This is a genomic window from Kitasatospora sp. NPDC057738 (assembly GCF_042798815.1).
Classification (GTDB): domain Bacteria; phylum Actinomycetota; class Actinomycetes; order Streptomycetales; family Streptomycetaceae; genus Kitasatospora; species Kitasatospora lactacystinica.
Window position 1 is genome coordinate 165,439 of record NZ_JBHVJT010000002.1, and the last position, 26,118, is coordinate 191,556.

Sequence of the window (26,118 nt, forward strand, 5' to 3'; positions counted from 1 at the left end):
CGGGGCGCAGGCGGCAAGGAAGCTGACGGAGGGCCGGAGATTCCCGTGACGGACAACCAGACCGTGCAGGCTTACACCGAGGCGTGGACCCAGACCATCGAGTCCATATCGGAGCTGGTCGCCCCCCTTCCCGAGGGCTCCTGGAACCGGGCCACCGAGTGCCCCGGCTGGTCCGTCCGCGACGTCGTCTCGCACGTGATCGCGGTCGAGTCCGACCTGCTCGGCGACCCGCGCCCGATCCACTCGCTGCCGCGTGACCTCCGTCACGTCACCACCGAGTTCGCCCGCTACGTCGAGCTGCCGGTCGACAAGCGCCGCTGCCACACCGCGCTGGAGATGACCGGCGAGCTGGAGTACACGATCATCCGCCGCTCCCGGGCGCTGCGGAACGCCAAGCAGACGCCCGAGGAGCCGGTGCGCTGGCCGGCCGGGCCGCTGGCCAGGGACGTCCCGTACCACGAGCTGCTGCGGATGCGGGCCTTCGACGTCTGGGTGCACGAGCAGGACCTGCGCCGGGCCCTGGAGACCCCGGGCAACCTGGACGCCCCGGCCGCGCTGATCACCCGGGACCTGCTGCTGGAGCTGCTGCCCAAGGCCGTCGCCAACAAGGCCGGGGCCCCGGCCGGGACGGCCCTGGTGCTGGACGTCACCGGCCCGGTGGAGTTCCTGCGCACCGTCCGGGTGGACGCCACCGGCCACTGCACCGTGGACGAGTCGATCAGCCTGGCCCCCGACGTCCAGCTCACCATGGACTGGGAGACCTACCTGCGGCTCGCCTGCGGCCGCGGCCGGCCCGGCCCGGTCTCCGTCGAGGGCGACCGGGAGCTGGCCGAGCGGGTGCTGGCCAACTTCTCGGTCACCATCTGAGGCCCGGGGCCGTACGGTCCGTCGCCCGGGGCCCGTCCGGCCCCGGGCTCAGCCCGCCTGCGCCGCGACCTTCCGGCGCAGCCGCAGGATCATCGCCGTGCCCACCGCCAGCGGGACGTACTGCCAGCAGAACGCCCAGCGGAAGGCGGTGGCCGAGTACGACCCGGCGCCGTCCGGGGAGAGCGCGTCCAGCAGCACGCCGATGCCGAACAGGGTGATCATCGTGCCGATGAAGCCGCCCATGTTGACGATCCCCGAGGCGGTGCCGAGCCGCTCCGCGGGGTTGCGGGAGCGCGCGTAGTCCAGGCCGACCAGCGAGGCCGGGCCGTTGCTGCCCATCACCAGGATGATCCCGACCAGCAGCCAGACCGGCGGGTGGCCGCCGGGCCAGGCCAGCACCAGCGCCCAGCCGAGCGCGGTGGTCGCGACGACGGTCAGCACGATCGGCATCCGGGCCCGCGCCGAGACGGAGAGCAGCCGGCCGAAGACGAAGCCGAAGGTCATGTTGCTGAGCACCAGCAGGGTCAGCAGCCCGCCGGCCCCGGCCCGGGACATCCCCTGGGCCTGCACCAGGTAGGGCAGGCCCCAGAGCAGGCCGAAGGCGTTGCCGGGGAACTGGGTGGTGAAGTGGATCCAGAGCCCGAGCCGGGTGCCCGGTTCCCGCCAGCAGGCGAGGACCTGCCGGCCGACCTTCGGCCGCGCCGCGGCCGCCCCGGGCCGGACGACGGCCTCCTGGTGGGGCGCGTCCCGCAGGAGGAACGCGACCGGCGCGAACACCACCGCGCCCAGCAGCGCGATCGCGGTGAAGGTGGGCGTCCAGCCCTCGCTGTGCAGCGCCCTGGCGAGCACCACGGTGGTGACCAGGTTGCCGCCCATCCCGGCCAGGCCGGTCAGCTGGGCCACGAACGGGTTCCGGGCCGCCGGGAACCACCGGGCGGCGATCCGCAGCACGCTGATGAAGGTCATCGCGTCGCCGCAGCCGAGCACCGCGCGGGAGGCCAGCGCGGGGCCGAAGTCGGAGCTGAACGCGAAGGCCAGCTGACCGGCGCTCAGCAGTACGACGCCGGACAGCAGCACCCGGCGCGGCCCGTACCGGTCGACCAGCAGGCCGACCGGGATCTGCATGGCCGCGTAGACCAGCACCTGGAGGATCGAGAAGGTGGAGAGCGCCGAGGCGCCGATGCCGAAGCGGTCGGCGGCGTCCAGTCCGGCCACCCCGAGGCTGGTGCGGTGGATGACGGCCAGGATGTAGACACTGACCCCGATGGACCAGGCGAGCCAGGCCGCCCGGCCGCCGGGCGGCGCGGACGCGAGCACGGACGCCGGCGCGGAAACGGGCGCGGCCGGGGGGTCGGCGATGAGCCGGGGAGCGGGGACGGACGGGGACGGGGCTGGGCGAGCGGGCTCCACGGTCATAGTCCGACCAGATTAGTCATCCCATGATGGGACGCTCTGACCCGGGGGCGCGCGACCGGCCCCAGCCGGCAATCGGTCAGCCGGTCAGCCGGTCAGCGTCCAGGACACCGAGCGGGTCATGGAGCGCTCCCGGAAGGCCTCGTCCCGCACCCAGTCGGTGGTGTCCCGGACGGTCGCCGTCACGGTGGCCGTCCGGCCCGGGGCCAGCTCCAGCCGGGCGGTGTCCAGCCAGGAGCCGTCGGCGGACTGCGGGGCCACCGGGACGCCGTCCACCTTCCATTCCACCTTCAGCTGCCGCGGGCCGGTCAGCGGCAGCGGCCGGACGTCGAGCCGGGGCCGCCCGGACACCTCGCCGGGAGCCGGCACCGGGGCGTCGGTCGGCCGGACCCTGCGGTACAGCTCCTCGATGATCGCCTCGCGCGAGGGGAGGTTGTACGCGCTGCCCAGGGTGCGCATCACCGAGTCCGGGGTGGGCCGGTAGAGGCCGTTGGCGCTGCGGTACGCCCCGATCACGCCGGCCCCGTCCGGGGACTCGGCGCCCAGCCAGCGCCACCACTTGGTCTGCTTCCTGCGCATGTCGTCGGCGTTGAGGGTGGCGAGGTTCGGGTAGTCGGCGTCGTCCGGGGCACTGTCGTACTCGTCTCCGAGGTCCCCCACGGTGTGCCCGATCTCGTGCTGGATGATCCGCCCGGCGTCCGGGCTGCCGCCCGCCAGGGTGGTCACCCCGGTGCCGCCGGCGCCGCCGTACTCGGTGGAGTTGGCCAGCGCTATCAGGTACTGCGGCCCCGCGCCGTTGCCCGCGTAGCGGGCGGTGGCGGACTCGTCGGCGCAGAGCAGCCGGGCGGTGCCCTCGCACCAGAAGTGCATGCCGAGCGGGGTGGCGGTCCTGCGGCCGCGGCTCTCGGACTCGGCGATCCCGGAGACCGGGGAGACCACCTCGACCCGCCTGATGTTGAAGAAGCCCTGGTAGGTGCGGAAGGGCTCGATGTCCATCAGCGCGTGCCAGGCCTTGTCGGCCTGCTGCCGGAAGAGCTCCTGCTCGTCGGCCGTGTAGCCGTCGCCGATCAGCACCAGGGTGATCCGGTTGGCCGGGTCCCCGGTGCGGCGTATGTCGACCGTCGGGGCGGCCGCGGATATCCGCTGGTCGGCCTGGAGGGCCGTGTGCGGCGGCACCGCGCGGTCGGCCGGGGCACCCGGACCGATCACGCCGAACGGCGGGGGGCTGGTCAGTTCCAGGGCGGCCGGGAGGGCGGCGGCGGACACCAGCACGAGTGCGGCCAGACTCCGGACGAGACGGCCAGGGTTGCCAGGCGGCATACGGGTGCGTCCTCCGGGAGCCGGTCACCCGGTGTCGCCCGGGTGATGGAGCGGAGACGTACCCGGGCGGCCGGGACTCCCCTATCCGGCCGCGAAAAAGTCACCGACCTGGCCGAACGATCCGCACATTTCGGATCATCCAGGTCATACCAACCATTCCTCGGGCCGTCCTCGGGACCCGCCGGAGAAGCCCGAAAAAATTTCGGAACCCGTCTGCAACCCCCCGCGGGGATGCGCGTCTATACGGATGAAGGCACGGAGAGCGAGACCGGCGGAGCCGGGGGGCGCTTCCGCTCACGAGGAGCGGAGCCGGTCGTCTTCACCCATTCACACCATCAGCACGTCGACCCTGGGGACTCACGTCATGCGCATGCCCGTTATCACCCGTTTTGCGAAGAACGACCGCGCGCTCTCCGGCCGCCGCCGCATCGCCACCGTCGCCGCCACCGTCGTCCTCGCCGGCGGCGTCCAGTTCCTCGCCACCGACACCGCCTGGGCCTGCGGCGACCACCGGCTCGGCGGCGCGTACGAGGCCCCGACCAACGTGCCCGGGCTCTCCCCCGACACCGCCATCACCTCGGCCAGGTCCTCGGTGGTCGCGGACGGCAGCTGGAACGAGGTCTCCCTCAAGGTCACCAACAAGGGCGCCGAGGACGCCCACGGCATGGAGCCCTTCCTCGGCCTCGTCACCCCGGGCCCGGGCGCCGCGGCCCGCCTCAAGGACGTCAGGATCCAGTACCTGGACTACACCGGCGCCTGGAAGAACCTCCAGCTGCAGGACGGCTGCATGCGCTCCGTCGAGGTCACCGGCTCCCAGCGCCAGCGCATGGCCGCCAACAGCTCCGCGACCTTCAAGTTCCGCTACTCGCTGGCCGCCGCCACCCCCGCCGGCGTGACCGCGGTCAACCTGTTCGCCTCGGCGGAGATGGCCGGTTCCCAGGGCGCCGGCAGCTCGGCCTTCAAGACGGTCAAGGTGACCCACCCCCAGGGCACCGCCACTGCCAAGCCGACCACCACTGCCAAGCCGACCACCCCGGCCAAGCCCAAGCCCGCGCCCACCAAGGACGCGCCCGCCAAGGCCGCCGAGCCCGCCGTCGACCGGACCGGGGACACCACCCCCGCCACCCAGGCCCCGAAGGCGTCGGCCCCGGCCACCACCGCCCCCGCGGGCACCCCCGAGCTGGCCCAGACCGGCTCCTCCTCCAGCAACACCTTCCTCGCCCTCGGCTCCGCCCTCCTCCTCGCCCTCGGAGCGGGCGTCCTGGTCGCCGTCCGTCGACTCCGTCCCCAGCGCTAGTCGACGGGCGGTACACCGAAGGGGCCCTCCTCCGCACGGCGGTGCGGAGGAGGGCCCCTTCGGTTTCTTCGTTTTCTTCGGTTCCGTCAGCCCCAGGTGATCAGGCGCTTCGGGCGCTCCAGCAGCCCGGCCACGTCGGCCAGCACCTTGGAGCCCAGCTCCCCGTCCACCAGGCGGTGGTCGAAGGAGAGCGCCAGCGTGGTCACCTGACGCGGGACCACCTTGCCCTTGTGCACCCACGGCAGTTCCCGGACCGCCCCGAAGGCCAGGATGGCGGCCTCGCCCGGGTTGAGGATCGGGGTGCCGGTGTCGACGCCGAAGACGCCGACGTTGGTGATGGTGACCGTCCCGCCCTGCATGTCGGCCGGCGAGGTCTTGCCCTGACGGGCGGTCTCGACCAGTTCGCCGAGCGAAGCGGCCAGCCCGGCGAGGGTCCTGGACCCGGCGTCCTTGATGTTCGGGACGATCAGGCCGCGCGGGGTGGCCGCGGCGATGCCGAGGTTCACCTGGCCCTTGAGGACGATCTCCTGGGCCGCCTCGTCCCACTGCGCGTTGATCCCGGGGTGCCGCTTGATCGCGGTGAGCAGCGCCTTCGCGACGATCAGCAGCGGGCTGACCCGGACGTCCCGGCCCAGCTCCCCGCTCTCCTTGAGCCGGCGGACGAACTTCATCGTGCGGGTCACGTCGACCTGCACGAACTCGGTGACGTGCGGGGCGGTGAAGGCCGAGGCCACCATCGCCTGCGCGGTCGCCTTGCGGACGCCCTTGATCGGCACCCGGACGTCGCCCGCGGCGGGCACCGGCACCTGCGGCGCGGCCGGCTCGGCCACGGCCGTTCCGGCGACCTCCGCCACCGCGGCGGCCGGAGCGGCCTGAGCGGCGGCGTGGGCGTGCACGTCCTCGCGGGTGATCACGCCGTCCCGGCCGGTCGGGGTGACCGCGCGCAGGTCGACGCCGAGGTCCTTGGCCAGCTTGCGCACCGGCGGCTTGGCCAACGGGCGCTCCCCGCCGGGCACTTCGGCGACCGGCGCGGGCGCCGCGGGAGCCGGGGCGGCGACCGGGGCCGGAGCGGCCGCCGGAGCCGGCGTGGTCGCGGCGACCCTGGTGGTGGTCGTCCGCCGCGCCCGGCGCTGGGCGGTGCCGGTGCGCGGGCCGTACCCGACCAGCACCTCGCGCCGCTCGGGCTCGGCCTCCTCGGCCGGAGCCGGAGCCTGCGCCGGAGCCGCGGCGGGGGCGGCCGGAGCCGCGGCCCCCGCCTCCCCGGCGACCGCGATCGAGATGATCACGGTGCCGACGTCGACCGTGGCGCCCTCGGGGAAGTGCAGCTTCTCGACCACCCCGTTGAACGGGATGGGCAGCTCCACGGCCGCCTTGGCGGTCTCCACCTCGCAGACGACCTGCCCGTCGGTGACGGTGTCACCGGGCTTGACGTACCAGCTGAGGATCTCGGCCTCGGTGAGGCCCTCGCCCACGTCGGGCATCTTGAACTCGCGGAGCGAGCGAACTTCGGTGGTCATCTTCGCTCCCCGGTTCAGTACGCGAGCGCGCGGTCGACGGCGTCGAGCACGCGGTCCAGGTCGGGCAGGAAGGCCTCCTCGACCCGGGACGGCGGGTACGGCGCGTGGTAGCCGCCGACCCGCAGGACCGGTGCCTCCAGGTGGTAGAAGCACTTCTCGGTCAGCCGGGCGGCCAGCTCGGCGCCCATGCCCAGGAAGACCGGTGCCTCGTGCACCACGACGGCCCGACCGGTGCGCTTGACCGACTCCTCCAGGGCGGCGAAGTCCACCGGGGAGAGCGAGCGCAGGTCGACGACCTCCAGCCGGCGGCCGTCCTCCTCGGCGGCAGCGGCGGCCTCCAGGCAGACCTTGACCATCGGGCCGTACGCGATCAGCGTCGCGTCGGTGCCGGGCCGGACGATCCGGGCGTCGTGCAGGCCCAGGTCCGCGGCGTCGCCGACCTCGCCCTTGTCCCAGTAACGGCGCTTGGGCTCCAGGAAGATGACCGGGTCGTCGGACTCGATCGACTGCCGCAGCATCCAGTGCGCGTCGTGCGCGCTGGCCGGGGTGACCACGCGCAGACCGGCGGTGTGCGCGAAGTAGGCCTCGTGCGACTCGCTGTGGTGCTCGACCGCGCCGATGCCACCCGCGTAGGGGATGCGCACGGTGACCGGCAGCTTGACGTGGCCCAGCGCACGGGCGTGCATCTTGGCCAGCTGGGAGACGATCTGGTCGAAGGCCGGGTAGACGAAGCCGTCGAACTGGATCTCCACGACGGGACGGTAGCCGCGCAGCGCCAGACCGATCGCGGTGCCCATGATGCCGGACTCGGCGAGCGGGGTGTCGATCACCCGGTCCTCGCCGAAGTCCTTCTGGAGGCCGTCGGTGATCCGGAAGACGCCGCCGAGCTTGCCGATGTCCTCGCCCATCAGGAGGGTCTTCGGGTCGTTCTCCAGCGACTTGCGCAGCGCTCCGTTCAGCGCCTTGGCGATGCTCAGCTGACCGGCCATCAGTGGTTCTCCCCCGCCTCGAAGGAGGCCGCGTACTCGGCGTACTCGGCCCGTTCCTCATCGACCAGCGTGTGCGGCTCGCTGTACACGTGGTCGAAGATCAGGGTCGGGTCCGGGTCCGGCATGCCGCGCACGCCCTCGCGCACCCGCAGCCCCAGCTGCTCGCTCTCGGCGTCGACGGCGGCGAAGAACGCCTCGTCGGCCAGGCCCTCCTTCTCCAGGAGGGCGCGGAGCCGGCTGATCGGGTCCTTGGCCTTCCAGGCCTCGGTCTCCTCGGCGTGCCGGTAGCGGGTGGGGTCGTCGGACGTGGTGTGGGCACCCATCCGGTAGGTGAACGCCTCGATCAGCACCGGGCCGTTGCCGCTGCGGGCGTGGTCGAGCGCCCAGCGGGTGACCGCCAGGCAGGCCAGCACGTCGTTGCCGTCGACCCGGACGCCGGGGAAGCCGAAGCCGGAGGCGCGGCGGTACAGCGGGATCTTGGTCTGGGTGGTGGTGGGCTCGGAGATCGCCCACTGGTTGTTCTGGCAGAAGAAGACCACGGGCGCGTTGTAGACCGAGGCGAAGGTGAAGGCCTCGTTGACGTCGCCCTGGCTGGAGGCGCCGTCGCCGAAGTACGCGATCACCGCGTCGTCGGCGCCGTCCTTGGTGATGCCCATCGCGTAGCCGGTGGCGTGCAGGGCCTGCGCGCCGATCACGATGGTGTAGAGGTGGAAGTTCTTCTCGTTCGGGTCCCAGCCGCCGTGGTTCACGCCGCGGAACATGCCGAGCAGGTTCAGCGGGTCGACGTCGCGGCACCAGGCGACGCCGTGCTCGCGGTACGTGGGGAAGGCGTAGTCGCCGGGGCGCATGGCGCGGCCGGAGCCGACCTGGGCGGCCTCCTGGCCGAGCAGCGAGGCCCACAGGCCCAGCTCGCCCTGGCGCTGGAGCGCGGTGGCCTCGCCGTCGAACCGGCGCACCAGCACCAGGTCGCGGTAGAGGGCGAGCAGCTCCTCGGGAGTGGTGGTGAGGGGGTAGTCAGGGTGCTCGACCCGCTCGCCTTCCGGCGTGAGCAGCTGGACGAGCTCCGGCTGGGCGTCCTTGCCCTTGGCGCGGAGGGTGTCAGGGACGCCGGGGGCCGCCTTCTTGCGAGCCCTCGCCGTGCTTTTGACGGTCACGTTCACTCCTCGGTCTGTCCGGCCGCCCGGGGTCGCCGGTGACCGGTCCGGTCACCGCCTCGCGGGGCGCGCGTGGGTGTGCGCTCCCACTGCGGGGCAGGTGGTGATCCTGTTCCGACGGCGTCCCTCACGAGAACGTTACCCAGCGTCCGCCCTCGACGCGCTTGCGCTAGGACGTCCTACTTGTTCAGGGCCTACAACCCCGAGGGTGCCGCGATCGGCTCGCCGTCGGAAGGGTGGGGGTGACGGTCGGCGTGACGCAGCTCTCAATTCGAGCGCCTTCAGGACACCAGCGCACGTTATCCGGGCGGAAGCCCGTGCGTAAGGGGGTTCTCGGTATCGGTTTCGGACGGCTCTGGCCGGATCACGTCGTGACCGGGGTACGGGTGATAGGTCTTTCGTACGGTGGTATGGGAGGCTTTGGACGTGACTGATAACGGACAAATCAGGGTATTCCTGCTCGACGACCACGAGGTCGTCCGGCGGGGCGTGCACGATCTGCTCTCGGTCGAGGACGACATCGAGGTGGTCGGCGAGGCCGGCACGGCCGCCGAGGCGCTCACCCGGATCCCGGCGGTCCACCCGGACGTGGCGGTGCTCGACGTCCGGCTGCCGGACGGCAACGGGGTCGAGGTCTGCCGCGAGATCCGGTCCAGGCTGCCGGAGATCAAGTGCCTGATGCTGACCTCGTTCTCGGACGACGAGGCGCTGTTCGACTCGATCATGGCCGGCGCCTCCGGCTACGTGCTGAAGGCGATCCGCGGCACCGACCTGATCACCGCCGTCCGGGACGTCGCGGCCGGCCGCTCGCTGCTCGACCCGATCGCCACCAGCAGGGTGCTCGCCCGGCTGCGCGACGGCGGGGAGAAGGAGGACGAGCGGCTCGCCCAGCTCACGAAGCAGGAGCGGCGGATCCTGGATTTGATCGGCGAAGGTATGACAAATCGTCAGATCGGCAACGAGTTGCACCTGGCCGAGAAGACGGTGAAGAACTACGTCTCGAGTCTGCTCGCCAAGATGGGCATGGAGCGGCGCACCCAGGCAGCCGCCTTCGTGGCGCGGCACCAGGCCGACCACCAGTACTGACCGCACGACTGCACAGAACTGACGGCTTGTCAAGGGCCCCCGCAAGGGGGCCATAACCTCTGCACGTGACTTTCAGCCAGACCCTCGCCTGCGCCCCGGCCCGCCCCGACCTCTCCGCACCGCCGATGGGGACCCTCAGCCCACCCGTCCCGCTGGGCGCGCTCGCCGAGGTACTGGCCCGCTACCGGACAGGACGGCTGCTGACCGCCGAACCGGTCGCCGAGGGCCTGCTGAACCGGGGGTACCTGGTCACCACCGAGGCCGGTCCGTACTTCCTGAAGTGCTACGTCGACTCCGCCACCGCCAGCCGCCCGAAGATCGTCGCCCACCACCGCGCGATGGCCGCGCTGAACGCCCTCGGACTGCCCGTCGCACCCCCGCTGGCCTGCGCCGAACGGTCCGGCACGGTGGCCTCGTGGGGCGGCCGGCTGTTCGCGCTGTTCCCCTGGGTCGAGGGCCGGCACCGGCACGGCGGCGAGCTCGAACCGTCGCAGTGCGACGCGCTCGGCACGCTGCTCGGCCGGCTGCACGGCGCACTCGACGATGTCTGCGCCCCCCTCGAACAACCCGCCGGATACCGGAGCGCCGACGCCGTCGACAGCGCCGCCCTCGCCCACGACCTGCGGCGCCGCGCCCGCGAGCAGCACCCCGCCGGGGAGCTGGACGCCCTGGTGGTGGAACGGCTCACGGAACGGCTGGAACTGCTCGCCGAGCACGCCCACCGCCGCCCCGCCCCGGCTGCCGCGCCCCCCACCGGCTGGACCCACGGCGACTTCCACGGCCTCAACCTGCTGTACGACGACGGCCCGCGGGGCGGCCGGGTGACGGCCGTCCTGGACTGGGACAAGCTCGGCCCGCAGCCACGCGCCGAGGAGGCGGTCCGGGCCGCCACGCTGCTCTTCAACGACCGCTCGTCCGGCGTCCTCGACCTGGTCCGGGTCCGCCGCTACTCACAGGCCTACCGGGCCTCCGGCGCCGCCACCGCCGAGCACCTGGCCGCCGCCGTCCACCGGGTCTGGTGGGAGCGGCTGAACGACTTCTGGATGCTGCAGTGGCGCTACCAGCGGGCCGACCACCGGGCCGACCCGCTCTACCCCGCCTCCGCGGGGCAGCTGGCGTGGTGGTGCCAGGAGTACGAACAGGTCCTGGACGCCTTCGCCAACTGACCGCGTCCACCGGCCGGTCCGGCCGACCCGCGAGGTCGGCAGGACCGGTCGAGGCGGGTCAGCCGGTCTGCCGGTCGAGGCCCGTCGGTCGGTCGGCCGGTCAGCCGTTCCCGGGCTGCGCGGGCAGCGAGGGCGGCAACGTCACCGGCGGGTTCGTCTTGGTCGGCAGCGGGTTCGGCGGCGGCGTGTTGCCGCCCCCGCCGCCGGGCGTCGCGCCACCGGTCGTGGGCGCCGTCGAGGCGGGCGTCTGCGTGCGGCTCGCGGTCCCGGTCGGCGTCGGGGTCGGCGTGTGCTTGCCCCAGCCGGGCGACGGCGACATGTTGTTGCCGCTGTTCCCGGTGGTGTTCCCGGTGGTGTTGGGGTCGGTCGGCTGCTGCGGCTTCTTGCTGCCGGAGCCCGAGGTGGGCGGGGGCGTCAGGCCGCTCTGCACCGGCACGGGCGTGTCGCTGCTGGTGACCGCCGGGGGCTGCGTCGGGGACACCGTGGGGTCGATCCTGTCGTTGCCGCTGAGCGCGAAGGCGATGCCCGCACTGGCCGCGACCAGCACGGCGATCGCACCGGCCACCCAGGCCCACGGCCCGCGCCGCCGGCCGCCGCCGTCCTCCTCGCCCGCGCCGTCGCCGTACGGGCCGCCGGCCGCCGGATAGGGCGACGAGGGGGTGTGCGGGCCGCCCGTCGGGTACGGCAGCACGGAGGTCTGGTCGCCGGGGCCCACCGCGCCGAAGGCCGCGGTGGCCGCGGCCTGGTCCGGCCGGAGCACCTGGGTCGCGCCGGTGTCGCCCGCCGTCGCGCCCGCCCAGACGGCCCCGCCCGCGCCGTGCATCTCGCGCAGCGCGTGCTGCACGTGGGCTCGGAACTCGTCGGCGTCCTGGAAGCGGTCGTCCGGGTTCTTGGCGAGCGAGCGCAGCACCAGCGGGTCGAGCCCGGTCGGCACCCGGCCGTTGGCCTGCGAGGGCGGCAGCGGCGGGTCCTGGACGTGCTGGTAGACCACGGACAGCGGGGTGTCACCGGTGAACGGCGGGCGCAGCGTGAGCAGTTCGTAGAGCATGCAGCCGGCCGCGTACAGGTCCGAGCGGTGGTCGACCGGCTTGCCGAGCGCCTGCTCGGGCGAGAGGTACTGCGGGGTGCCCATGACCATGCCGGTCTGGGTCATCGTGGTCGCCCCGCCGGTGAGCGCCCGGGCGATGCCGAAGTCCATCACCTTGACCGCGCCGGCGTTGGTGATGCTCACGTTGGCGGGCTTGATGTCACGGTGGACGATGCCGTTGCGGTGGCTGTAGGCGAGCGCCTCCAGCACCCCGGCGATGATGATCAGCGCCTGGTCGACCGGCGGCGCCTCCTCGTCCGCCAGCAGCTCGCGGACGGTGCGGCCCTCGACCAGCTCCATCACGATGTACGGCGTGGACTCGTCCCCGACGTACTCCTCGCCGGTGTCGTAGACCGCGACGATCGAGTGGTGGTTGAGCGCGGCGACGGCGTGTGCCTCGCGGGTGAAGCGCAGCCGGGCGACGTCGTCCTGGGCCAGCTCGCCGCGCAGCAGCTTGACCGCGACGGTGCGGCCGAGCCGCACGTCCTCGGCGGCGAACACCTCGGCCATGCCGCCACGGCCGAGCCGGTAGGTCAGCCGGTAGCGGCCGTCGCCGACGGTGCTCAGCGGCACGGCGGTGCCGCGGCCCGGGGTCTGCGGACCGCCGAACGGCGGCAGCGCCGAGGTCTGGGCCTCGCTGCCGGGCTCGGGAATCCTCGGGGTCCCGCCGGTCCGGCCGACCGCTCGGACACCCGCGTCGTCGTCCGGCTGCTGCGTCTGTGCCATCGCTCCTCGCCCCGGGCGTTCGCTCGGATCGCGCTGCCCTGTCGCTTACGTATCCCCGAACGCTACCGCTTCCGGCGGACGGACGCGGCACCCCCGAACCGGCCGGAATCCGTCAGAGCAGGCCATTCCGGTCGGCGGGGAGGTCGACGACCAGCACGTTGGCGGGACGCTCCCCGTGGCTGTACTTGCCGCCGGTCTTCACGTCCGCCTTGTTGACCACGATGGCGATGATGATGCCCGCGAGCACCAGCACGCCGACGATGATCCCGATCACGACCACGGCCGTCGAGCAGCCGCCGCCGCTGGGCGCCTTGGGCTGCTGGTACGGCGGCATCGGCTGCGGCGGCGGGGTGTGCGCCTGCGGCGCGCCCTGCTGCAGGAACTGCGGGTGCGGGGTGTGCGGTGCCTGCGGACGCGGGGGCTGGAAGGCGGGCGGCGGGGTCTGGTACTGCTGCGGGAAGGGGTGCGGGGTCTGCGGCTGCGGCGTCGGGTACGCCGGCGGCGGGGTCCGGTACTGCTGCGGCCCGCCCTGCTGGAGGTACTGCGGCTGAGGCGTCTGCGGGTTGTGCGGCGCCTGCGGGGCCTGCGGGGCGGCGTGCACCGAGCGCGGACCCTCGTTGATCACCAGCGGGGTGCTGGCCTGCAGCCACTGCCCGTTGCCGCCGCCCTTGGCGGCCTCGATCAGCCGCTCCGCCTCGTCCCGCATCGCCGCCGCGCTCTGGAACCGGTGCGCCGGGTCCTTGCGCAGCGCCTGGGCGACGAAGGCGTCCACCTCGGGGGTGACCGAGCGGTTGAGGGTGGAGGGGGCCGGCGGCTCCTCCTGGACGTGCTTGTAGGCGATCGAGAACGCCGAGTCGCCGTCGAAGACCAGCTGCCCGGTGATCATCTCGAAGAGCATCACGCCGACCGAGTACAGGTCGGAGCGGGCGTCCACCGGCTTGCCGAGCGCCTGCTCGGGCGAGAGGTACTGCGGGGTGCCGACCACCATGCCGGTCTGGGTCATCGACGTGACGCCGGATTCCAGCGCACGGGCGATGCCGAAGTCCATGACCTTGACGTTGCCCTTGCGGTCGAACATGACGTTGCCGGGCTTGATGTCGCGGTGCACCAGGCCCATGTCGTGCGAGGCCTCCAGCGCGTTCAGCACGCCGATGGTGACCTTCAGGGCCTCCTCGGCCGGCATCGCGCCGTACTGGCCGATCGCCTCGTTGATCGCCTCGCGCAGACCCTTGCCGTCGATCAGCTGCATGACGATGTACGGCGTGCTGGAGCCGTCCGCGGCGACGTCCTCGCCGCTGTCGTACACCGTGACGATGTTGGGGTGCTCCAGCCGGGCCACGGCCTGGGCCTCGCGGCGGAACCGCTCCTTGAACGAGTCGTCCCGGCCCAGCTCGCTGTGCATGCTCTTCAGCGCGACCTGCCGGTCCAGCACGCGGTCGTGGGCGAGGTGCACGGAGGCCATGCCGCCCTCGCCCAGCAGCCGCTGCAGCACATAGCGGCCGTTGCCCAGCGAGAAGCCCTCGACCGCCGCGTTGCCGTGCTCGCTCATGGTCCTCTGCTCCCCCTCGGCGCGGGCGTGCTCGCCGCAGCCTGACGTTCGGTCTCGTCCGTGCGTGGTGGGCCCGGCCCGCTGGCCCGGCGGGCCCCTGTCGCGGCGGTTCCACCGGCCGGCGACAGGGGTCAGGGTATCGGCTCGCGCCGACGGTGATCGGCCCAGGGCCGGGGAGCGGTCCCGGGCCGCCGCCCCCCGGTCCCGGTGGCCGGGGCCGGGGCGGACCGTCGTGGTACGTCCGGTCCGGCGGCGGTCCGGGCGGACCGGCCGGTACCCGCCGGCGGGTACCCGCCGGTTGCGGCTACAGGTAGGGGCCGGAGCGGATGCCGCGGCCCGGGCCCGGCTCGTCCTCGTCCGACTCGCCACTGTTCAGACCGGGCGGCAGTGCCCGCCGCATCTGCTCCAGCTGGGCCCGCGCCGCCATCTGCTGCGCGAACAGGGCCGTCTGGATGCCGTGGAAGAGGCCCTCCAGCCAGCCGACCAGCTGGGCCTGGGCGATCCGCAGCTCGGCCTCGGTCGGGATGGTGTCGTCGGTGAACGGCAGCGACAGCCGTTCCAGTTCGGCGACCAGCTCCGGGGCCAGTCCCAGTTCGAGCTCCTTGATCGAGCTCGCGTGGATGTCCTTCAACCGGGCCCGGCTCGCCTCGTCGAGGGGCGCCGCCCGGACCTCCTCCAGCAGCTGCTTGATCATGCTGCCGATGCGCATGACCTTGGCGGGCTGCTCGACCATCTCGGTCACCGGGAGCTCGCGCGGCACGTCGCCCTCGTCGTCCCCGTCCCCGACCGTGCCGGCGAACCCCTGGCCCACGGGCAGCCCGTCCGGTCCGACGATCAGCACCTTCTGGCCGTCCTGCGACTGCCCGCCGGCGGCCCGGAAGGGCTCCTGCGACGGGCGCTCGTTCATCGGATTCGTCATGAACAACATTCTCTCTCACTGGGGTTGGTCGGGCGGAAGCCCCCGGTCGTCCCGCCGTCCTGCGCCACCCGTGACGAAGGTACGCCCCCGGCCGCCGCACGGGAATCCGTACGGATACTCAGTTCCCGCTCCCCGGCCGCCGCGCGCCCGCCGACGGTGCCCCGGACCGGACCGCACCGGCCCGCCGCCGCGCGCCCGCCGGAATCCCGGCCCCGCACCGGGCGCGCCGCCCCCGGGAACGCTCCGGTTCCGCCCCTCAGCCCCGGAGCCGCCCGCCCGGACGCGGTCCCCTAGCCGTGGCACCAGCGCCGCGGGCACCCGCGCCGCCGCACCCGGTCGCGGCACCGGCGCCTCAGCCCTTGCGCAGCCGCACGCCGACCAGTCCCAGGCCGCAGCCGATCAGCCCCAGACCGACGCCCAGCGGCAGCTGGGTGGTGGAGGCGTCCTGCCAGTGGACGGGGAAGATCGCGGGCACGGCGGCGACGGCCGCGACCGGCTGTCCGGCGGCAGTGGCGGCGTCCGCGGTGTCCACGGCGGCCGGGTCCGTGGCGGCGGCATCGCCGGGGGCCTCGCCCTCCGCCGCCTTCCCGTCGGTCTCCGGCGACTCGGCCCCGACGCCCTGCTCCGGGGCCTGCTCGGCGGCCCGGTCGGGGGCCTGCTCCGGATTCTGCTCCGGATTCTGTTCCGGGCCCTGCTCCGGAGCCTGCTCGACGGCCCGGTCGGCGGTCCGGTCCGGCGCCTGCTCCGGCGCCTGCTCCGGCGCTTGCTCGGGTGCCTGCTCGGGGGCCTGCTCCACGGCGGCGTCGGAGCGCTCGGGCAGCGAGGCCGGGTGGTGCCGGTGGGCCTGCGGGAGGTCGCCGTCCGGCTTCGGATGCGGGTGCGGCACCGGCCGCCGCCGCGGCGCGGCCACCGGCCCGGAGGTGTCCGGTTCCCCGCCCTGCCCGGCGCTCGCCCCCGCGTCCGGCGAGGGAGCCGCCTCCGGCGGGGACAGCACCGCGGACGAGGGCAGTGCCATCGCCGCCGAGGCGGCGGCCAGTGGGAGCGTGAGCCCCAGCACGGCCGCCGCGACCAGCCGCTGGACACGGCCCGGGGAGCGGCGGGAAGTACGACGGTGGTGCGGCGCGACGGGCAGCGGCCCGAGGGATGCGTGCGGTGATGCGGCCACGGTCGGAGTCCTTCCGACGGCCGACGGCGCCCGGGGGCGGGATCGGCGGCGGGACTGCTCCGGACCAGATTCGCACGCCCCCGGCGGTACGGCATTTCGGGCGATTTCACGCCCTGACCGGTGTCGCCGCGCCGCCGGGCCGCCCCCCTTCTCAGGCCCGCAGCACGACCTTCCCGACCTGCTCCCCGCGCTCCAGCACCCGGTGCGCCTCGGCCACGTCGGCCAGCGGCAGCACCCGGTCCACCACCGGCCGCACCACCCCGGACTCGACCAGCGGCCACACGTGCTCCCGCACCGCCGCCACGATCGCCGCCTTCTCCGCCAGCGGCCGCCCGCGCAGGTTGGTGGCGATCACCGCGCCGCGCTTGCGCAGCAGCGCGTTGAGGTCGAGCTCGCCCTTCACCCCGCCCTGGAGTCCGATGATCACCAGCCGCCCGTTGACCGCCAGCGCGTCCACGTTCCGCTGGAGGTACTTGGCGCCCATGATGTCCAGGATCACGTCCGCCCCGGCCCCGCCGGTGGCCTCCCGGAGCGCCTCGACGAAGTCCTGCTCGCGGTAGTCGATCAGGATGTCCGCGCCCAGCTCGGCGCAGCGCGCCAGCTTCTCCCGGCTGCCCGCCGTGACCGCGACCCGCGCGCCGACCGCCTTGGCCAGCTGGATCGCCATCGTGCCGATCCCGCTCGCGCCGCCGTGCAGCAGCACCGTCTCGCCGGGCCGCAGGTGCGCGGTGAGGAAGACGTTGGACCACACCGTGCAGGCGACCTCGGGCAGCGCCGCGGCCTGCTCGACGGACAGCCCCGCGGGCAGCGGCAGCAGCTGCCCGGTGGGCACCGCGACCAGCTGCGCGTAGCCGCCGCCGGACAGCAGGGCGCACACCTCGTCGCCGACCGCCCAGCCGGACACCCCGGGGCCGAGCGCGACGATCCGCCCGGCGCACTCCAGCCCCGGGTAGGGCGAGGCGCCGGGCGGCGGGTTGTAGAAGCCCTGCCGCTGGAGCAGGTCGGCGCGGTTGACGGCGGTGGCCGCCACTTCGACCAGGACCTCGCCCTCGGCGGGCACCGGGTCGGGCACCTCGGCCCACACCAGCGCCTCGGGACCTCCGGGTACGGGAATCGTCATCGCATGCATGCCCCGAACCTACTGCGGGGGCGGGGCGGTTGCGCGGTACGGCTCAGCCGGTCGGCAGGACCGTACTGGACTTGATGACGATCACCCGGTCGGTGAGCTGGAGCACGGCGGCCTCCGGCTCGGTGTAGTTGAGCACCCGTCGGCCCCGGACCACCGCGACCACCAGGTCCGCGCACTCGCGCGGGCTGTGCCCGGCCTCCGCCCGGGTGACCGGGCGCTCCACCACGTCCAGCCCGTTGCCGTACGTCAGCAGGTCCTCCATCACCGCCCCGGCGTGCGGACTGAGCATCGACATCCCGAGCAGCCGTCCGGCCGAGCTGGAGCTGGTGACCACGACGTCGGCCCCGCTCTGCCGCAGCAGCGGCGCGTTCTCGTCCTCCCGGACGGCGGCGACCACGGTGGCGGCCTTGTTCAGCTGCCGGGCCGTCAGCGTGATCAGCACGGCGGTGTCGTCCCGCTCCGGTGCGACCACCACCCGGGCGGCGGTGGGCAGCGCGGCGCGCACCAGGGTGTCGGTGCGGGTGGCGTCGCCGACCACCCCGACCAGGCCGTGCTGGGCGGCGTGGTCGATCACCTTGCGCTGCGGGTCGACGACGACGATCTCCTCCTTCTTCACCCCCTGTCCGAGCAGGGTGTCGACGGCGCTGCGGCCCTTCGTCCCGTAGCCGATGACGACGGTGTGCTCGCGCACGGTGGACCTCCAGCGGTTCAACCGCCATTGCAGGCGGGTCCGTTCGGTGAGCACCTCCAGGGTGGTGCCGACCAGGATGATCAGGAACACCACGCGCAGCGGGGTGATCACGAAGATGTTGGTGAGCCGGGCGCTGTCGCTGAACGGGGTGATGTCGCCGTACCCGGTGGTGGAGAGCGTCACCGTGGCGTAGTACGCCGCGTCCAGGAAGCTGAGCTCGCCCCCGGCGTTGTCGTTGTAGCCGGCCCGGTCCAGGTAGACGATGAACGAGGTGGCGACCAGGACGGCGAGCGCCAGCAGCAGCCGGAAGCCGACCTGCCGGACGGCGGGATCGGCCCGCCGGGCGGGCAGCACGATCCCGGCGTCCGCCCACGGCTCCGTCCCCGGGGCCAGGTTGCGTCGGAATCGGTTCACGGCACCTCCAGGAGTTCGACCGGCTCGCCCGCCGCCGCCCCGCCGGGCGGCACCACGGCCAGCGCCTCGGCCCGGGCGAGCCCGCGCAGCATCGCCGGTCCGTCGAAGGCCAGCGGCAGGACGCCCTCGGCGGTCCGCCGGACCGGGTGGAGCCGGGTGTCCGTCCGGTGCCCGGGCAGGGCCGCCGCGGCCGGGGCGAGGACGGGGGCGCCGACGGTCCGCCCGCTGCGGGCGTGCAGCAACGGCAGGACGAGGGTGACCGTCCCGGCGACGGCGGCCAGCGGGTTGCCGGGCAGGCCCACCAGGTGGCGTCCGCCGGGGAGTTCGGCCAGCAGCATGGGGTGGCCCGGCCGGACGGCGACGCCGTCCACCAGCAGCCGGGCGCCGACGTCGGCGAGCGCCCGGTGCAGGAAGTCGACCGGCCCGGCGGCCGTTCCGCCGGTGGTGACCACGAGGTCCGCGGTGGAGTGCCGCAGCGCGTCCCGGAGCAGCCCGAAGTCGTCCCGGACGTACCCCACTTCGGCCGGGTCGGCGCCGGCCGCCCGCAGCCAGGGCGGCAGCAGCGGCCCGAGCGCGTCCCGGACCAGCCCCGGACCGGGCACCCCGGCAGTGAGCAACTCGTCGCCCAGGACGAGCAGTTGGACCTCCGGGCGGCGGTGGACCGACAGCCGGTCGTGGCCGCAGGCGGCGGCCAGGCCGAGCACGGCCGGCCCTACCGGAGCGCCGGACGGCAGCAACTCCTCGCCCCGGCGGCACTCCTGGCCGCGCGGGCGGACGTCCTGGCCGGTGGTCAGCGGCTGCGGACCGCGGTCGTGCAGCAGCAAGCCGTCCGTCCGCCCGTGCTCACGGCGCAGTACGGCGGTGGCTCCGGGCGGGAGTTGGGCGCCGGTGGCGATCTCCACGGCGGTGCCGTCGGCCAGCGCGGCCGGTTCGGCCCGGCCGGCCAGCACCCGGCCGGCGACCCGCCACGGACCGGGGCCGGCGACCGCCCAGCCGTCCATCGCGGAGGTGTCGAAGGCGGGCAGGTCGGTCAGCGCGGAGAGCGGCTCGGCGAGGGTGCGGCCGAGCGCCTCGGCCAGTGGGGCCCGGACCCCGGGCAGCGGGCGCAGCCCGGCCCGGCGCGCGGTCTCCCGGGCCCGGGGCCAGCTCAGCACGCCGGGGCCGGTGGACGGTGCGGCCACGGTGGACTGTCCGACCGCGCTCACGACTCGTCCGGCCGCTCGGCGGCGACCCAGCGCTCGGCGAGCGCCTCGGTCCGCCGGGCCGCCTCGGCGACGGCCTGCGCCCCGCCGCCCTGCCGGGCGGCCGCGTAGCCGATCAGGAAGGCGGTCAGCGGTGCGGCCGGCCGGGCCACTCCGTGCGCGACCACCCGGGCCGTGTCGAGCAGACCACGGACGTCGACGTCCAGGTCGATGCCCAGGTCGGCCTTGACCTCGGCGATCCAGTCATCCAGCGTGCGCTCCATGCGCCCATGCTGCCCGATGGCCGGTTCGCCGAGGTGTTCGCCCCGGGTGCGGCGCGCGTCGTTTCGCTCACACGCCGGTGACGGTGCCGGTGAGGGTCACGTCCGGTCGCGCTCGCGGGCCTGCTCCAGGTCCTCCCAGGTGTCGCAGTCGTAGGCGACGTTGTCGGTGTCGGCCACCCGCAGCCGGGCCAGCCCGCCGACCAGGCGGCGCAGCGGCTGGTCGGCCGGATCGCCGAGCGCGGCCAGCGCGGCGCGCAGCGGGCCGGTGCGGTAGGCGGCGGCGAGCGGCTGGTCGCGGCCGCCCGCGTCGACCAGCACGGCGGCGTCCGCGGCCGCGCCGGCCCCGTCGAGGGCGGCGACCAGCCGCTCCACCGTCCGCCGGTCCAGGAAGGGCAGGTCCGCGGCGAGCAGCAGCACGGTGTCCGCGGTGACCAGGCCGAGCCCGGCGGCGACGGCGGCCACCGGCCCGCCGCCGGGCGGCCGCTCCCTGGTCCAGTGGACGCCGCCGAGCTCGGTCGGCCGGGCCGGGCCGACCACGACGGCGGTACGGGCGCCCGCGCAGGCGGCGAGGACCCGGTCCAGCAGGGTGGTCTCGCCCACGGTCAGCCCGGGTTTGTCGGCGCCGCCGAGGCGCCGGGCGGCCCCGCCCGCCGGAACGATCACGTCGTACGGCGTCATGCGGCCAGTATCCGCCCTACCGCGCCGCGGTCCCGTCGTCCTCCGGCCGCTCGGGCCGCTCTTGCGCGTCCTGCGCCTCCTGCGCCTCCTGCGCGTCCGCGCCGGGCGCGGCCCCGGCCGCGCGGGCGGTGTTGGCCGCCGCGCCCAGCTCCAGGATGGACGGCAGGGTCAGCTCCCCGTACCGCTCGTTCATCGCCGTGACCAGCGCCTCCGGGTCGTCCGGGTGCTCGGCCAGCAGCCGGTCGAAGTCCTGGAGGTACTCGCCGGTGAAGGCCAGCACCCGGGCGGCGTCGTCGCCCTGGCCCGGGGCGCGGTGGCCGGCGATCACCCGGTCCGCGCCGAGGTCGGCGATCCGGCCGAGGTTGTGCCCCCAGGTGGTGCGCTGGGCCGGGGTGGTGTCGGCGGTCCAGACGTGGGTGCCGTTGTGGACGAAGTCCCCGGCGATCACGGTGCGGACGCTCGGCACGTGGACGACCGTGGAGTCCCCGCAGTCGGCCTGGCCGAGCAGCAGCACGGGGATCACCTGGCGGTCCAGCATCAGCGGCTGCGGCAGCAGCGGGGCGGGGATCAGCGGGTGGTCCGGGATGTCGTCGCCGTACACCGGCTTCCACTGCGCGACCTTCGCGGCGACGGTGCGCCGGATGCCCTCGACCACGGCCGGGGCGGCCAGCAGCTGCGCGTCGGGGAAGAGCCGCAGCACCTCCTCGGCGCCGAAGTAGTGGTCCGGGTGCTGGTGGGTGACCACCACGGCGAGCAGCCGTCTGCCCTTGCCGGCGACCCACTCGGCCAGCTCGCGCCCGGCGCTGCGGGTCAGCTGGGCGTCCACCAGGATCGCGGTCCGCTCGCCGAGGATCAGGGTGGAGGTGGCGAAGAAGGCCGACTCGGGGCCGGTGAAGACGGCGACCTCCAGCGGCCGGGCCGGCTGTCCGGCCTCCGGCGGCTCGGCGCCCGCGGCCGGCCCGGCGGGCCCGCCGGAGCGGTCCGGCCCGGCCTGGGCACGCTCCGCGCCGGCGCTCTCCTCGGACGGGGACGTCGTCACGGGCTGCTCCCTCTGGTCGGCGGTCGGATGTCCTGCGCCCTACAGCATGGGAGCACCGGCGGCCGAATGCGCGGAAGGCGCGCCCGGCGGGGCGCGCCTCCGCTCCACGTCACACCGCGCTCCGGGCGGCCGGTCCCTCGGCCCGGCGGGCGGCCCGCTCCGGCTCGGCCCTCACCTGCCCGCGCGGCGCGAAGACGGCGGCCCGCTCGGCGGCGAGGTCCCGGTGGATCACATGCGGAAGGGCCCGTCCACCGGTTCCGGCGGACGGGCCCTTCGGCCACGGCGAGGGCTGTTCGGTCGGTCAGCGCCGGGCGCCGCGCAGCCGGGCCAGCCGGTCGGTGACGCCCCAGGTGGTCACCCGCCACAGCGCCTCGACCACGATGCTGCGGCTCATCTTGGACGCGCCGAGCTCGCGCTCGACGAAGGTGATCGGCACCTCGGCGACCTTGAACCCGGCCTTCACGGTGCGCCAGGCCAGGTCGACCTGGAAGCAGTACCCGGCCGAGGCGACCTCGTCCATGCCCAGGCCCAGCAGGGTCTCCTTGCGGAACGCCCGGTAGCCGCCGGTGACGTCCCGGATCGGCACGCCCAGCATCAGCCGCGAGTAGGTCGAGCCGCCGCGCGAGAGCAGCAGCCGCGACTTCGGCCAGTTCACCACCCGGCCGCCCGGCACCCAGCGCGAGCCCAGCACCAGGTCGGCGCCGCGCAGCGCGCCCAGCAGCCGGTCCAGCTCCTCGGGCTGGTGCGAGCCGTCCGCGTCCATCTCGACCAGGACGTCGTAGCCGTTGTCGATGCCCCAGCGGAAGCCCGCGAGGTAGGCGGCGCCCAGGCCCTCCTTGCCCTTGCGGTGCATGACGTGGACGTGCTCGTCCTCGACGGCCAGCTTGTCGGCCAGTTCGCCGGTGCCGTCGGGGCTGTTGTCGTCGGCGACCAGCACGTGCGCCTCGGGCACGGCGGCACGGACCCGGCCGACGATCCGCTCGACGTTCTCCGCCTCGTTGTAGGTCGGGATGATCACCAGGACCTTGCCGAGATCAGCAAAACTCTGCTGGTTCACGGTCACGTACAAACCTCTCGGCCGATGGCGGGGGTCTCGGAACACCGGCGCCCGCACTCTGGAACGCGGCTCCGCCGGCAACCCGCCGGGGAGGACCCGGTGGCGAACTGCGCGCAGGGCGGAGGCTACTGCGTCCTGGCATCCTACTACCGCGCCGGGAACCACCCGCCCGACCGTGGCACTCCCACCCGACGCCCGCCGTTTCCCGTTGGGTGACACCGGTCGGCTAGGGTCGTTTCCCTTGCCCGTGCCCGGACCGCCCGCACCGCCGGGACCATCCCGGCGATCCGGACTCGGGACATCCGGGGCCGCCCAGACAGCGAAGGAGTAGGACCGCGCGCATGGACAGGCTCGTCAACACCGTCCGCCCGTACGCCTGGGGGTCGCTCACCGCCCTGCCCGAGCTGCTCGGGCAGCGGCCGACCGGTGAACCGCAGGCCGAGCTGTGGATGGGCGCCCACCCCGGGGCGCCGTCGCGCGCCGACCGCGGCGAGGGCCCGCGCCGGCTGGACGAGCTGATCGCCGCCGACCCCGAGGGCGAACTGGGCGCCGCGAGCGTCGCCAGGTTCGGCCCGGCCCTGCCGTTCCTCTTCAAGGTCCTGGCCGCGGGCATCCCGCTGTCCATCCAGGCCCACCCCACCCTCGACCAGGCCCGGGCCGGCTTCGCCGCCGAGAACGCCCTCGGGATCCCCCTGGACGCCCCCGAGCGCAACTACCGGGACGCCAACCACAAGCCCGAGATGGTCTGCGCGCTGGGCGACTTCGAGGGCCTGTGCGGCTTCCGCCGGCCCGCCGGGGCGGCCCGGCTGCTGACCGGACTCGCGGTGCCCGGGCTCGCCCCCGTGATCGAGCGGCTGGCCGCCGGTGGGGGCACCTCCCGGCCGAAGGCCGGGGGAGAGTCCGAGGCGCTGCGCGGCGCCCTGACCGCCGCCCTCTCGCTGGACGGGGAGACCGTCCGGCGGACCGTCGAGGTGCTGGCGCTGACCGACCCCGACGGGGAGTACGCCCCGTACGCCCGGATCGCCGAGGACTTCCCGGACGACCGCGGCGTGATCGCCGGCATGCTGCTCAACCACGTCCGGCTGCGGGCCGGCCAGGCGCTCTACCTGGGCGCCGGCGTGCCGCACGCCTACCTGTCCGGCGTCTGCGTGGAGCTCCAGGCCAACTCCGACAACGTGCTGCGGGCCGGCCTCACCCCGAAGCACATCGACGTGCCGGAGCTGCTGAAGGTCGTGGTCTTCGAGGCCGGCGCCCCCGAGGTGCTGGAACCGGCCCCGGTCCCGGGCACCCCGGGCGAGGAGCTCTACCCCGTCCCGATCGACGAGTTCCGGCTCTCCCGCTTCGTCCTGGACGGCACGGAGCGCGGGATCGACGGCCGCACCCCGCAGATCCTGTTCTGCACCGAGGGCGCCACCCGCCTGACCGCCGCCGACGGCACCGTCCTGGACCTGGCCCGCGGCCAGTGCGCCTTCCTCCCCGCCACCGGCACCCCGACCCGCCTCCGCGGCACCGGCAGCACGCTGTTCCGCGCCACCGTCACCGTCTGACCGGGCCCCCGCGCGCTCCGGGCTCAGTCCCGGGTCATGTCGACGAAGCGCGAGTAGTGGCCCTGGAAGGCCACCGTGATGGTCGCGGTCGGACCGTTTCGGTGCTTGGCGACGATCAGGTCGGCCTCGCCCGCGCGGGGGGACTCCTTCTCGTAGGCGTCCTCGCGGTGCAGCAGGATGACCATGTCGGCGTCCTGCTCGATCGAGCCGGACTCGCGGAGGTCGGAGACCATCGGCCGCTTGTCGGTGCGCTGCTCGGGACCACGGTTCAGCTGGGACAGCGCGATGACCGGGACTTCCAGCTCCTTGGCCAGCAGCTTGAGGTTACGGGACATGTCCGAGACCTCCTGCTGACGGTTCTCGGCCCGCCGGGAGCCGCCGGACTGCATCAGCTGGAGGTAGTCGATGACGACCAGCTTGATGTCGTTGCGCTGCTTCAGCCGACGGCACTTGGCCCGGATCTCCATCATCGACAGGTTCGGCGAGTCGTCGATGAACAGCGGCGCCTCGCTGACGTCGGGCATCCGGCGGGCCACCCGCGTCCAGTCGTCGTCCGTCATGTTCCCGGAGCGCATGTGGTGCAGCGCCACCCTCGCCTCGGCGGAGAGCAGGCGCATGGCGATCTCGTTGCGGCCCATTTCGAGCGAGAAGATGACGCTCGGCAGCTTGTGCTGGATCGAGCAGGCCCGCGCGAAGTCCAGCGCGAGGGTGGACTTGCCCATCGCGGGACGGGCCGCGATGACGATCATCTGGCCCGGGTGCAGCCCGTTGGTGAGCTGGTCGAAGTCGGCGAAGCCGGTCGGCACGCCGGACATCTGGCCCTGCCGGGAGCCGATCGCCTCGATCTCGTCGAGGGCGCCCTCCATGATGTCGGCGAGCGGCGCGTAGTCCTCGCTGGTGCGCTGCTCGGTGACGGCGTAGATCTCCGCCTGGGCGGCGTTGACGATCTCGTCCACGTCGCCCTCGGCCGCGTAGCCCATGCCGGCGATCCGGGTGCCCGCCTCGACCAGCCGGCGCAGCACCGCGCGCTCGTGCACGATCTGGGCGTAGTACTCGGCGTTGGCCGCGGTCGGGACGGAGTTGACCAGGGTGTGCAGGTACGAGGCGCCGCCGACCCGCTGGAGCTCGCCGCGCTTGGTCAGCTCGCCGGCCACGGTGATCGGGTCGGCCGGCTCGCCGCGGGCGTAGAGGTCGAGGATCGCGCCGTGCACCATCTCGTGCGCGGGCCGGTAGTAGTCGGCCGGCTTGAGCACCTCGACCACGTCGGCGATGGCGTCCTTGGAGAGCAGCATGCCGCCCAGGACGGACTGCTCGGCGGCCAGGTCCTGCGGCGGGACGCGCTCGAAACCGTCCGCCCCACCGCCGCCGCCGCCGCCGTCGCCGTCGCCCTCGTCCCGGCGCTGCCGGCCGCCCTCCGACCGGCCGCCCTTGCCGCCCTTCTGGAAGCCGCCCTTCTGGAAGCCGTCGCGGCCACCGCCCTGACGTCCCTCGCCGCGGCCGCGCGAGACCGGCAGCCGGTCCCCCGGGCCGTCCGGGAAGGGCGCGTCGTCGAAGGCGCCGGCCGGGAAGGGGTCCTCGGCGGTCTGCCAGTCCTCCTCCGGCGGCGGGGCGTCGTGGTCGTCGTACTGGGGGCCGGTCACGCGTGTTCCCCGATCAGCGAGTGGTGCGAAGTTGGAGCGGGCTTGCCGGTGGCTGGGTGGAGCGGATCCGCTCCTCTTTGTACGCCACGGCTCCGACAAATCGGACGCCGGTGCGGCGGGAGTGTCGGGCGGAGGGCCCACGCTAAGGCGCCGGACGCCGTTGCGCCAAGGCGGTTATCCACAGGGGGTGTGGATGACCGGCC

The 26,118-nt window shown here is 74.2% G+C and carries 21 protein-coding genes and 1 pseudogene; 5 read left to right on the forward strand and 17 right to left on the reverse strand.

The window, feature by feature from the left end; translation table 11 throughout:
- Positions 1-45 precede the first annotated feature (45 nt).
- Positions 46-867, forward strand: coding sequence for a maleylpyruvate isomerase family mycothiol-dependent enzyme (locus ACFVGO_RS01935; protein ID WP_359897700.1), 822 nt, complete (start codon positions 46-48; stop codon positions 865-867).
- A gap of 48 nt (positions 868-915) precedes the next feature.
- Here the strand turns inward: ACFVGO_RS01935 and ACFVGO_RS01940 are convergent, their stop codons facing one another.
- Both ACFVGO_RS01940 and ACFVGO_RS01945 read right to left on the reverse strand, forming a co-directional pair.
- The gene (locus ACFVGO_RS01940; protein ID WP_380630649.1) at positions 916-2,277 is read right to left on the reverse strand and encodes a nitrate/nitrite transporter; all 1,362 of its coding nucleotides are present in this window, start codon (positions 2,275-2,277) and stop codon (positions 916-918) included.
- Between the two features lie 90 nt (positions 2,278-2,367).
- On the reverse strand, positions 2,368-3,600 hold the full coding sequence (locus tag ACFVGO_RS01945; protein ID WP_380630617.1) for a M64 family metallopeptidase: 1,233 nt from the start codon (positions 3,598-3,600) through the stop codon (positions 2,368-2,370).
- Positions 3,601-3,964: 364 nt separating this feature from the next.
- On the opposite strand from ACFVGO_RS01945, the gene ACFVGO_RS01950 reads away from it, so the two are divergent.
- Positions 3,965-4,897, forward strand: a complete 933-nt coding sequence (locus ACFVGO_RS01950; protein WP_380630619.1) for an LAETG motif-containing sortase-dependent surface protein — start codon at positions 3,965-3,967, stop codon at positions 4,895-4,897.
- 86 nt (positions 4,898-4,983) lie between these two features.
- Here ACFVGO_RS01950 and ACFVGO_RS01955 read toward each other — a convergent pair whose 3' ends face one another.
- The 3 genes from ACFVGO_RS01955 to pdhA are packed head-to-tail and all read right to left on the reverse strand — an operon-like array spanning position 4,984 to position 8,557.
- Complete coding sequence (locus ACFVGO_RS01955) at positions 4,984-6,414, reverse strand: dihydrolipoamide acetyltransferase family protein (protein ID WP_380630621.1); 1,431 nt, start codon at positions 6,412-6,414, stop codon at positions 4,984-4,986.
- A 14-nt stretch (positions 6,415-6,428) separates the two neighbouring features.
- On the reverse strand, positions 6,429-7,403 hold the full coding sequence (locus ACFVGO_RS01960) for an alpha-ketoacid dehydrogenase subunit beta (protein WP_380353395.1): 975 nt from the start codon (positions 7,401-7,403) through the stop codon (positions 6,429-6,431).
- Positions 7,403-8,557: a pyruvate dehydrogenase (acetyl-transferring) E1 component subunit alpha gene (gene pdhA, locus ACFVGO_RS01965; protein ID WP_380353393.1), complete on the reverse strand. Its 1,155-nt coding sequence runs from the start codon at positions 8,555-8,557 to the stop codon at positions 7,403-7,405. The genes ACFVGO_RS01960 and pdhA overlap by 1 nt, the downstream gene beginning before the upstream one ends.
- 426 nt (positions 8,558-8,983) lie before the next feature.
- Here pdhA and ACFVGO_RS01970 point away from each other — a divergent pair, with 426 nt between their 5' ends.
- Both ACFVGO_RS01970 and ACFVGO_RS01975 read left to right on the forward strand, forming a co-directional pair.
- A complete protein-coding gene (locus ACFVGO_RS01970; RefSeq protein WP_359897693.1) occupies positions 8,984-9,643 on the forward strand; it encodes a response regulator transcription factor in 660 nt (219 codons plus the stop codon).
- A gap of 65 nt (positions 9,644-9,708) precedes the next feature.
- Positions 9,709-10,809 carry a phosphotransferase gene (locus ACFVGO_RS01975; RefSeq protein WP_359897692.1) on the forward strand — a complete coding sequence of 367 codons (1,101 nt, stop codon included), beginning with the start codon at positions 9,709-9,711 and terminating at the stop codon, positions 10,807-10,809.
- Between the two features lie 100 nt (positions 10,810-10,909).
- Here the strand turns inward: ACFVGO_RS01975 and ACFVGO_RS01980 are convergent, their stop codons facing one another.
- The 11 genes and pseudogenes from ACFVGO_RS01980 to ACFVGO_RS02030 form a co-directional block, all read right to left on the reverse strand.
- Complete coding sequence (locus tag ACFVGO_RS01980) at positions 10,910-12,622, reverse strand: protein kinase (RefSeq protein ID WP_359897691.1); 1,713 nt, start codon at positions 12,620-12,622, stop codon at positions 10,910-10,912.
- A gap of 112 nt (positions 12,623-12,734) precedes the next feature.
- The gene (locus ACFVGO_RS01985) at positions 12,735-14,171 is read right to left on the reverse strand and encodes a protein kinase (protein WP_359897690.1); all 1,437 of its coding nucleotides are present in this window, start codon (positions 14,169-14,171) and stop codon (positions 12,735-12,737) included.
- A gap of 304 nt (positions 14,172-14,475) precedes the next feature.
- Positions 14,476-15,090 (reverse strand): bacterial proteasome activator family protein, encoded by a 615-nt coding sequence (locus ACFVGO_RS01990; protein WP_380353386.1) that lies wholly within the window; start codon positions 15,088-15,090, stop codon positions 14,476-14,478.
- Positions 15,091-15,442: 352 nt separating this feature from the next.
- The gene (locus ACFVGO_RS01995; protein WP_380630624.1) at positions 15,443-16,255 is read right to left on the reverse strand and encodes a hypothetical protein; all 813 of its coding nucleotides are present in this window, start codon (positions 16,253-16,255) and stop codon (positions 15,443-15,445) included.
- A gap of 151 nt (positions 16,256-16,406) precedes the next feature.
- Positions 16,407-17,384 (reverse strand): NAD(P)H-quinone oxidoreductase, encoded by a 978-nt coding sequence (locus tag ACFVGO_RS02000; RefSeq protein WP_359909438.1) that lies wholly within the window; start codon positions 17,382-17,384, stop codon positions 16,407-16,409.
- Between the two features lie 43 nt (positions 17,385-17,427).
- On the reverse strand, positions 17,428-18,489 hold the full coding sequence (locus tag ACFVGO_RS02005; RefSeq protein ID WP_380353381.1) for a potassium channel family protein: 1,062 nt from the start codon (positions 18,487-18,489) through the stop codon (positions 17,428-17,430).
- Positions 18,486-19,694: a molybdopterin molybdotransferase MoeA gene (locus ACFVGO_RS02010; protein WP_380630626.1), complete on the reverse strand. Its 1,209-nt coding sequence runs from the start codon at positions 19,692-19,694 to the stop codon at positions 18,486-18,488. The genes ACFVGO_RS02005 and ACFVGO_RS02010 overlap by 4 nt, the downstream gene beginning before the upstream one ends.
- Positions 19,691-20,632: pseudogene (locus ACFVGO_RS02015) on the reverse strand (NTP transferase domain-containing protein). Before ACFVGO_RS02015 ends, ACFVGO_RS02010 begins: the two are co-directional and overlap by 4 nt.
- A 16-nt stretch (positions 20,633-20,648) precedes the next feature.
- Complete coding sequence (locus ACFVGO_RS02020; RefSeq protein ID WP_380630627.1) at positions 20,649-21,671, reverse strand: MBL fold metallo-hydrolase; 1,023 nt, start codon at positions 21,669-21,671, stop codon at positions 20,649-20,651.
- 109 nt (positions 21,672-21,780) lie between these two features.
- Complete coding sequence (locus ACFVGO_RS02025) at positions 21,781-21,903, reverse strand: hypothetical protein (protein WP_359909449.1); 123 nt, start codon at positions 21,901-21,903, stop codon at positions 21,781-21,783.
- A gap of 69 nt (positions 21,904-21,972) precedes the next feature.
- A complete protein-coding gene (locus ACFVGO_RS02030; RefSeq protein ID WP_380353374.1) occupies positions 21,973-22,734 on the reverse strand; it encodes a polyprenol monophosphomannose synthase in 762 nt (253 codons plus the stop codon).
- Between the two features lie 335 nt (positions 22,735-23,069).
- On the opposite strand from ACFVGO_RS02030, the gene manA reads away from it, so the two are divergent.
- On the forward strand, positions 23,070-24,275 hold the full coding sequence (gene manA / locus ACFVGO_RS02035; RefSeq protein WP_380353371.1) for a mannose-6-phosphate isomerase, class I: 1,206 nt from the start codon (positions 23,070-23,072) through the stop codon (positions 24,273-24,275).
- Positions 24,276-24,298: 23 nt separating this feature from the next.
- Here manA and dnaB read toward each other — a convergent pair whose 3' ends face one another.
- Positions 24,299-25,789 carry a replicative DNA helicase gene (gene dnaB, locus ACFVGO_RS02040; RefSeq protein WP_380630650.1) on the reverse strand — a complete coding sequence of 497 codons (1,491 nt, stop codon included), beginning with the start codon at positions 25,787-25,789 and terminating at the stop codon, positions 24,299-24,301.
- Positions 25,790-26,118 lie beyond the last annotated feature (329 nt).

What these genes read in the sequence shown, in the direction of transcription:
- ACFVGO_RS01985 (WP_359897690.1), bottom strand. Translation starts at nt 14,171, where the DNA reads ATGAGCGAGCACGGCAACGCGGCGGTCGAGGGCTTCTCGCTGGGCAAC.
- manA (WP_380353371.1), top strand. Translation starts at nt 23,070, where the DNA reads ATGGACAGGCTCGTCAACACCGTCCGCCCGTACGCCTGGGGGTCGCTC.
- ACFVGO_RS01955 (WP_380630621.1), bottom strand. Translation starts at nt 6,414, where the DNA reads ATGACCACCGAAGTTCGCTCGCTCCGCGAGTTCAAGATGCCCGACGTG.
- ACFVGO_RS02000 (WP_359909438.1), bottom strand. Translation starts at nt 17,384, where the DNA reads ATGCATGCGATGACGATTCCCGTACCCGGAGGTCCCGAGGCGCTGGTG.
- ACFVGO_RS01945 (WP_380630617.1), bottom strand. Translation starts at nt 3,600, where the DNA reads ATGCCGCCTGGCAACCCTGGCCGTCTCGTCCGGAGTCTGGCCGCACTC.
- ACFVGO_RS01960 (WP_380353395.1), bottom strand. Translation starts at nt 7,403, where the DNA reads ATGGCCGGTCAGCTGAGCATCGCCAAGGCGCTGAACGGAGCGCTGCGC.
- ACFVGO_RS01980 (WP_359897691.1), bottom strand. Translation starts at nt 12,622, where the DNA reads ATGGCACAGACGCAGCAGCCGGACGACGACGCGGGTGTCCGAGCGGTC.
- ACFVGO_RS01990 (WP_380353386.1), bottom strand. Translation starts at nt 15,090, where the DNA reads ATGACGAATCCGATGAACGAGCGCCCGTCGCAGGAGCCCTTCCGGGCC.
- ACFVGO_RS01950 (WP_380630619.1), top strand. Translation starts at nt 3,965, where the DNA reads ATGCGCATGCCCGTTATCACCCGTTTTGCGAAGAACGACCGCGCGCTC.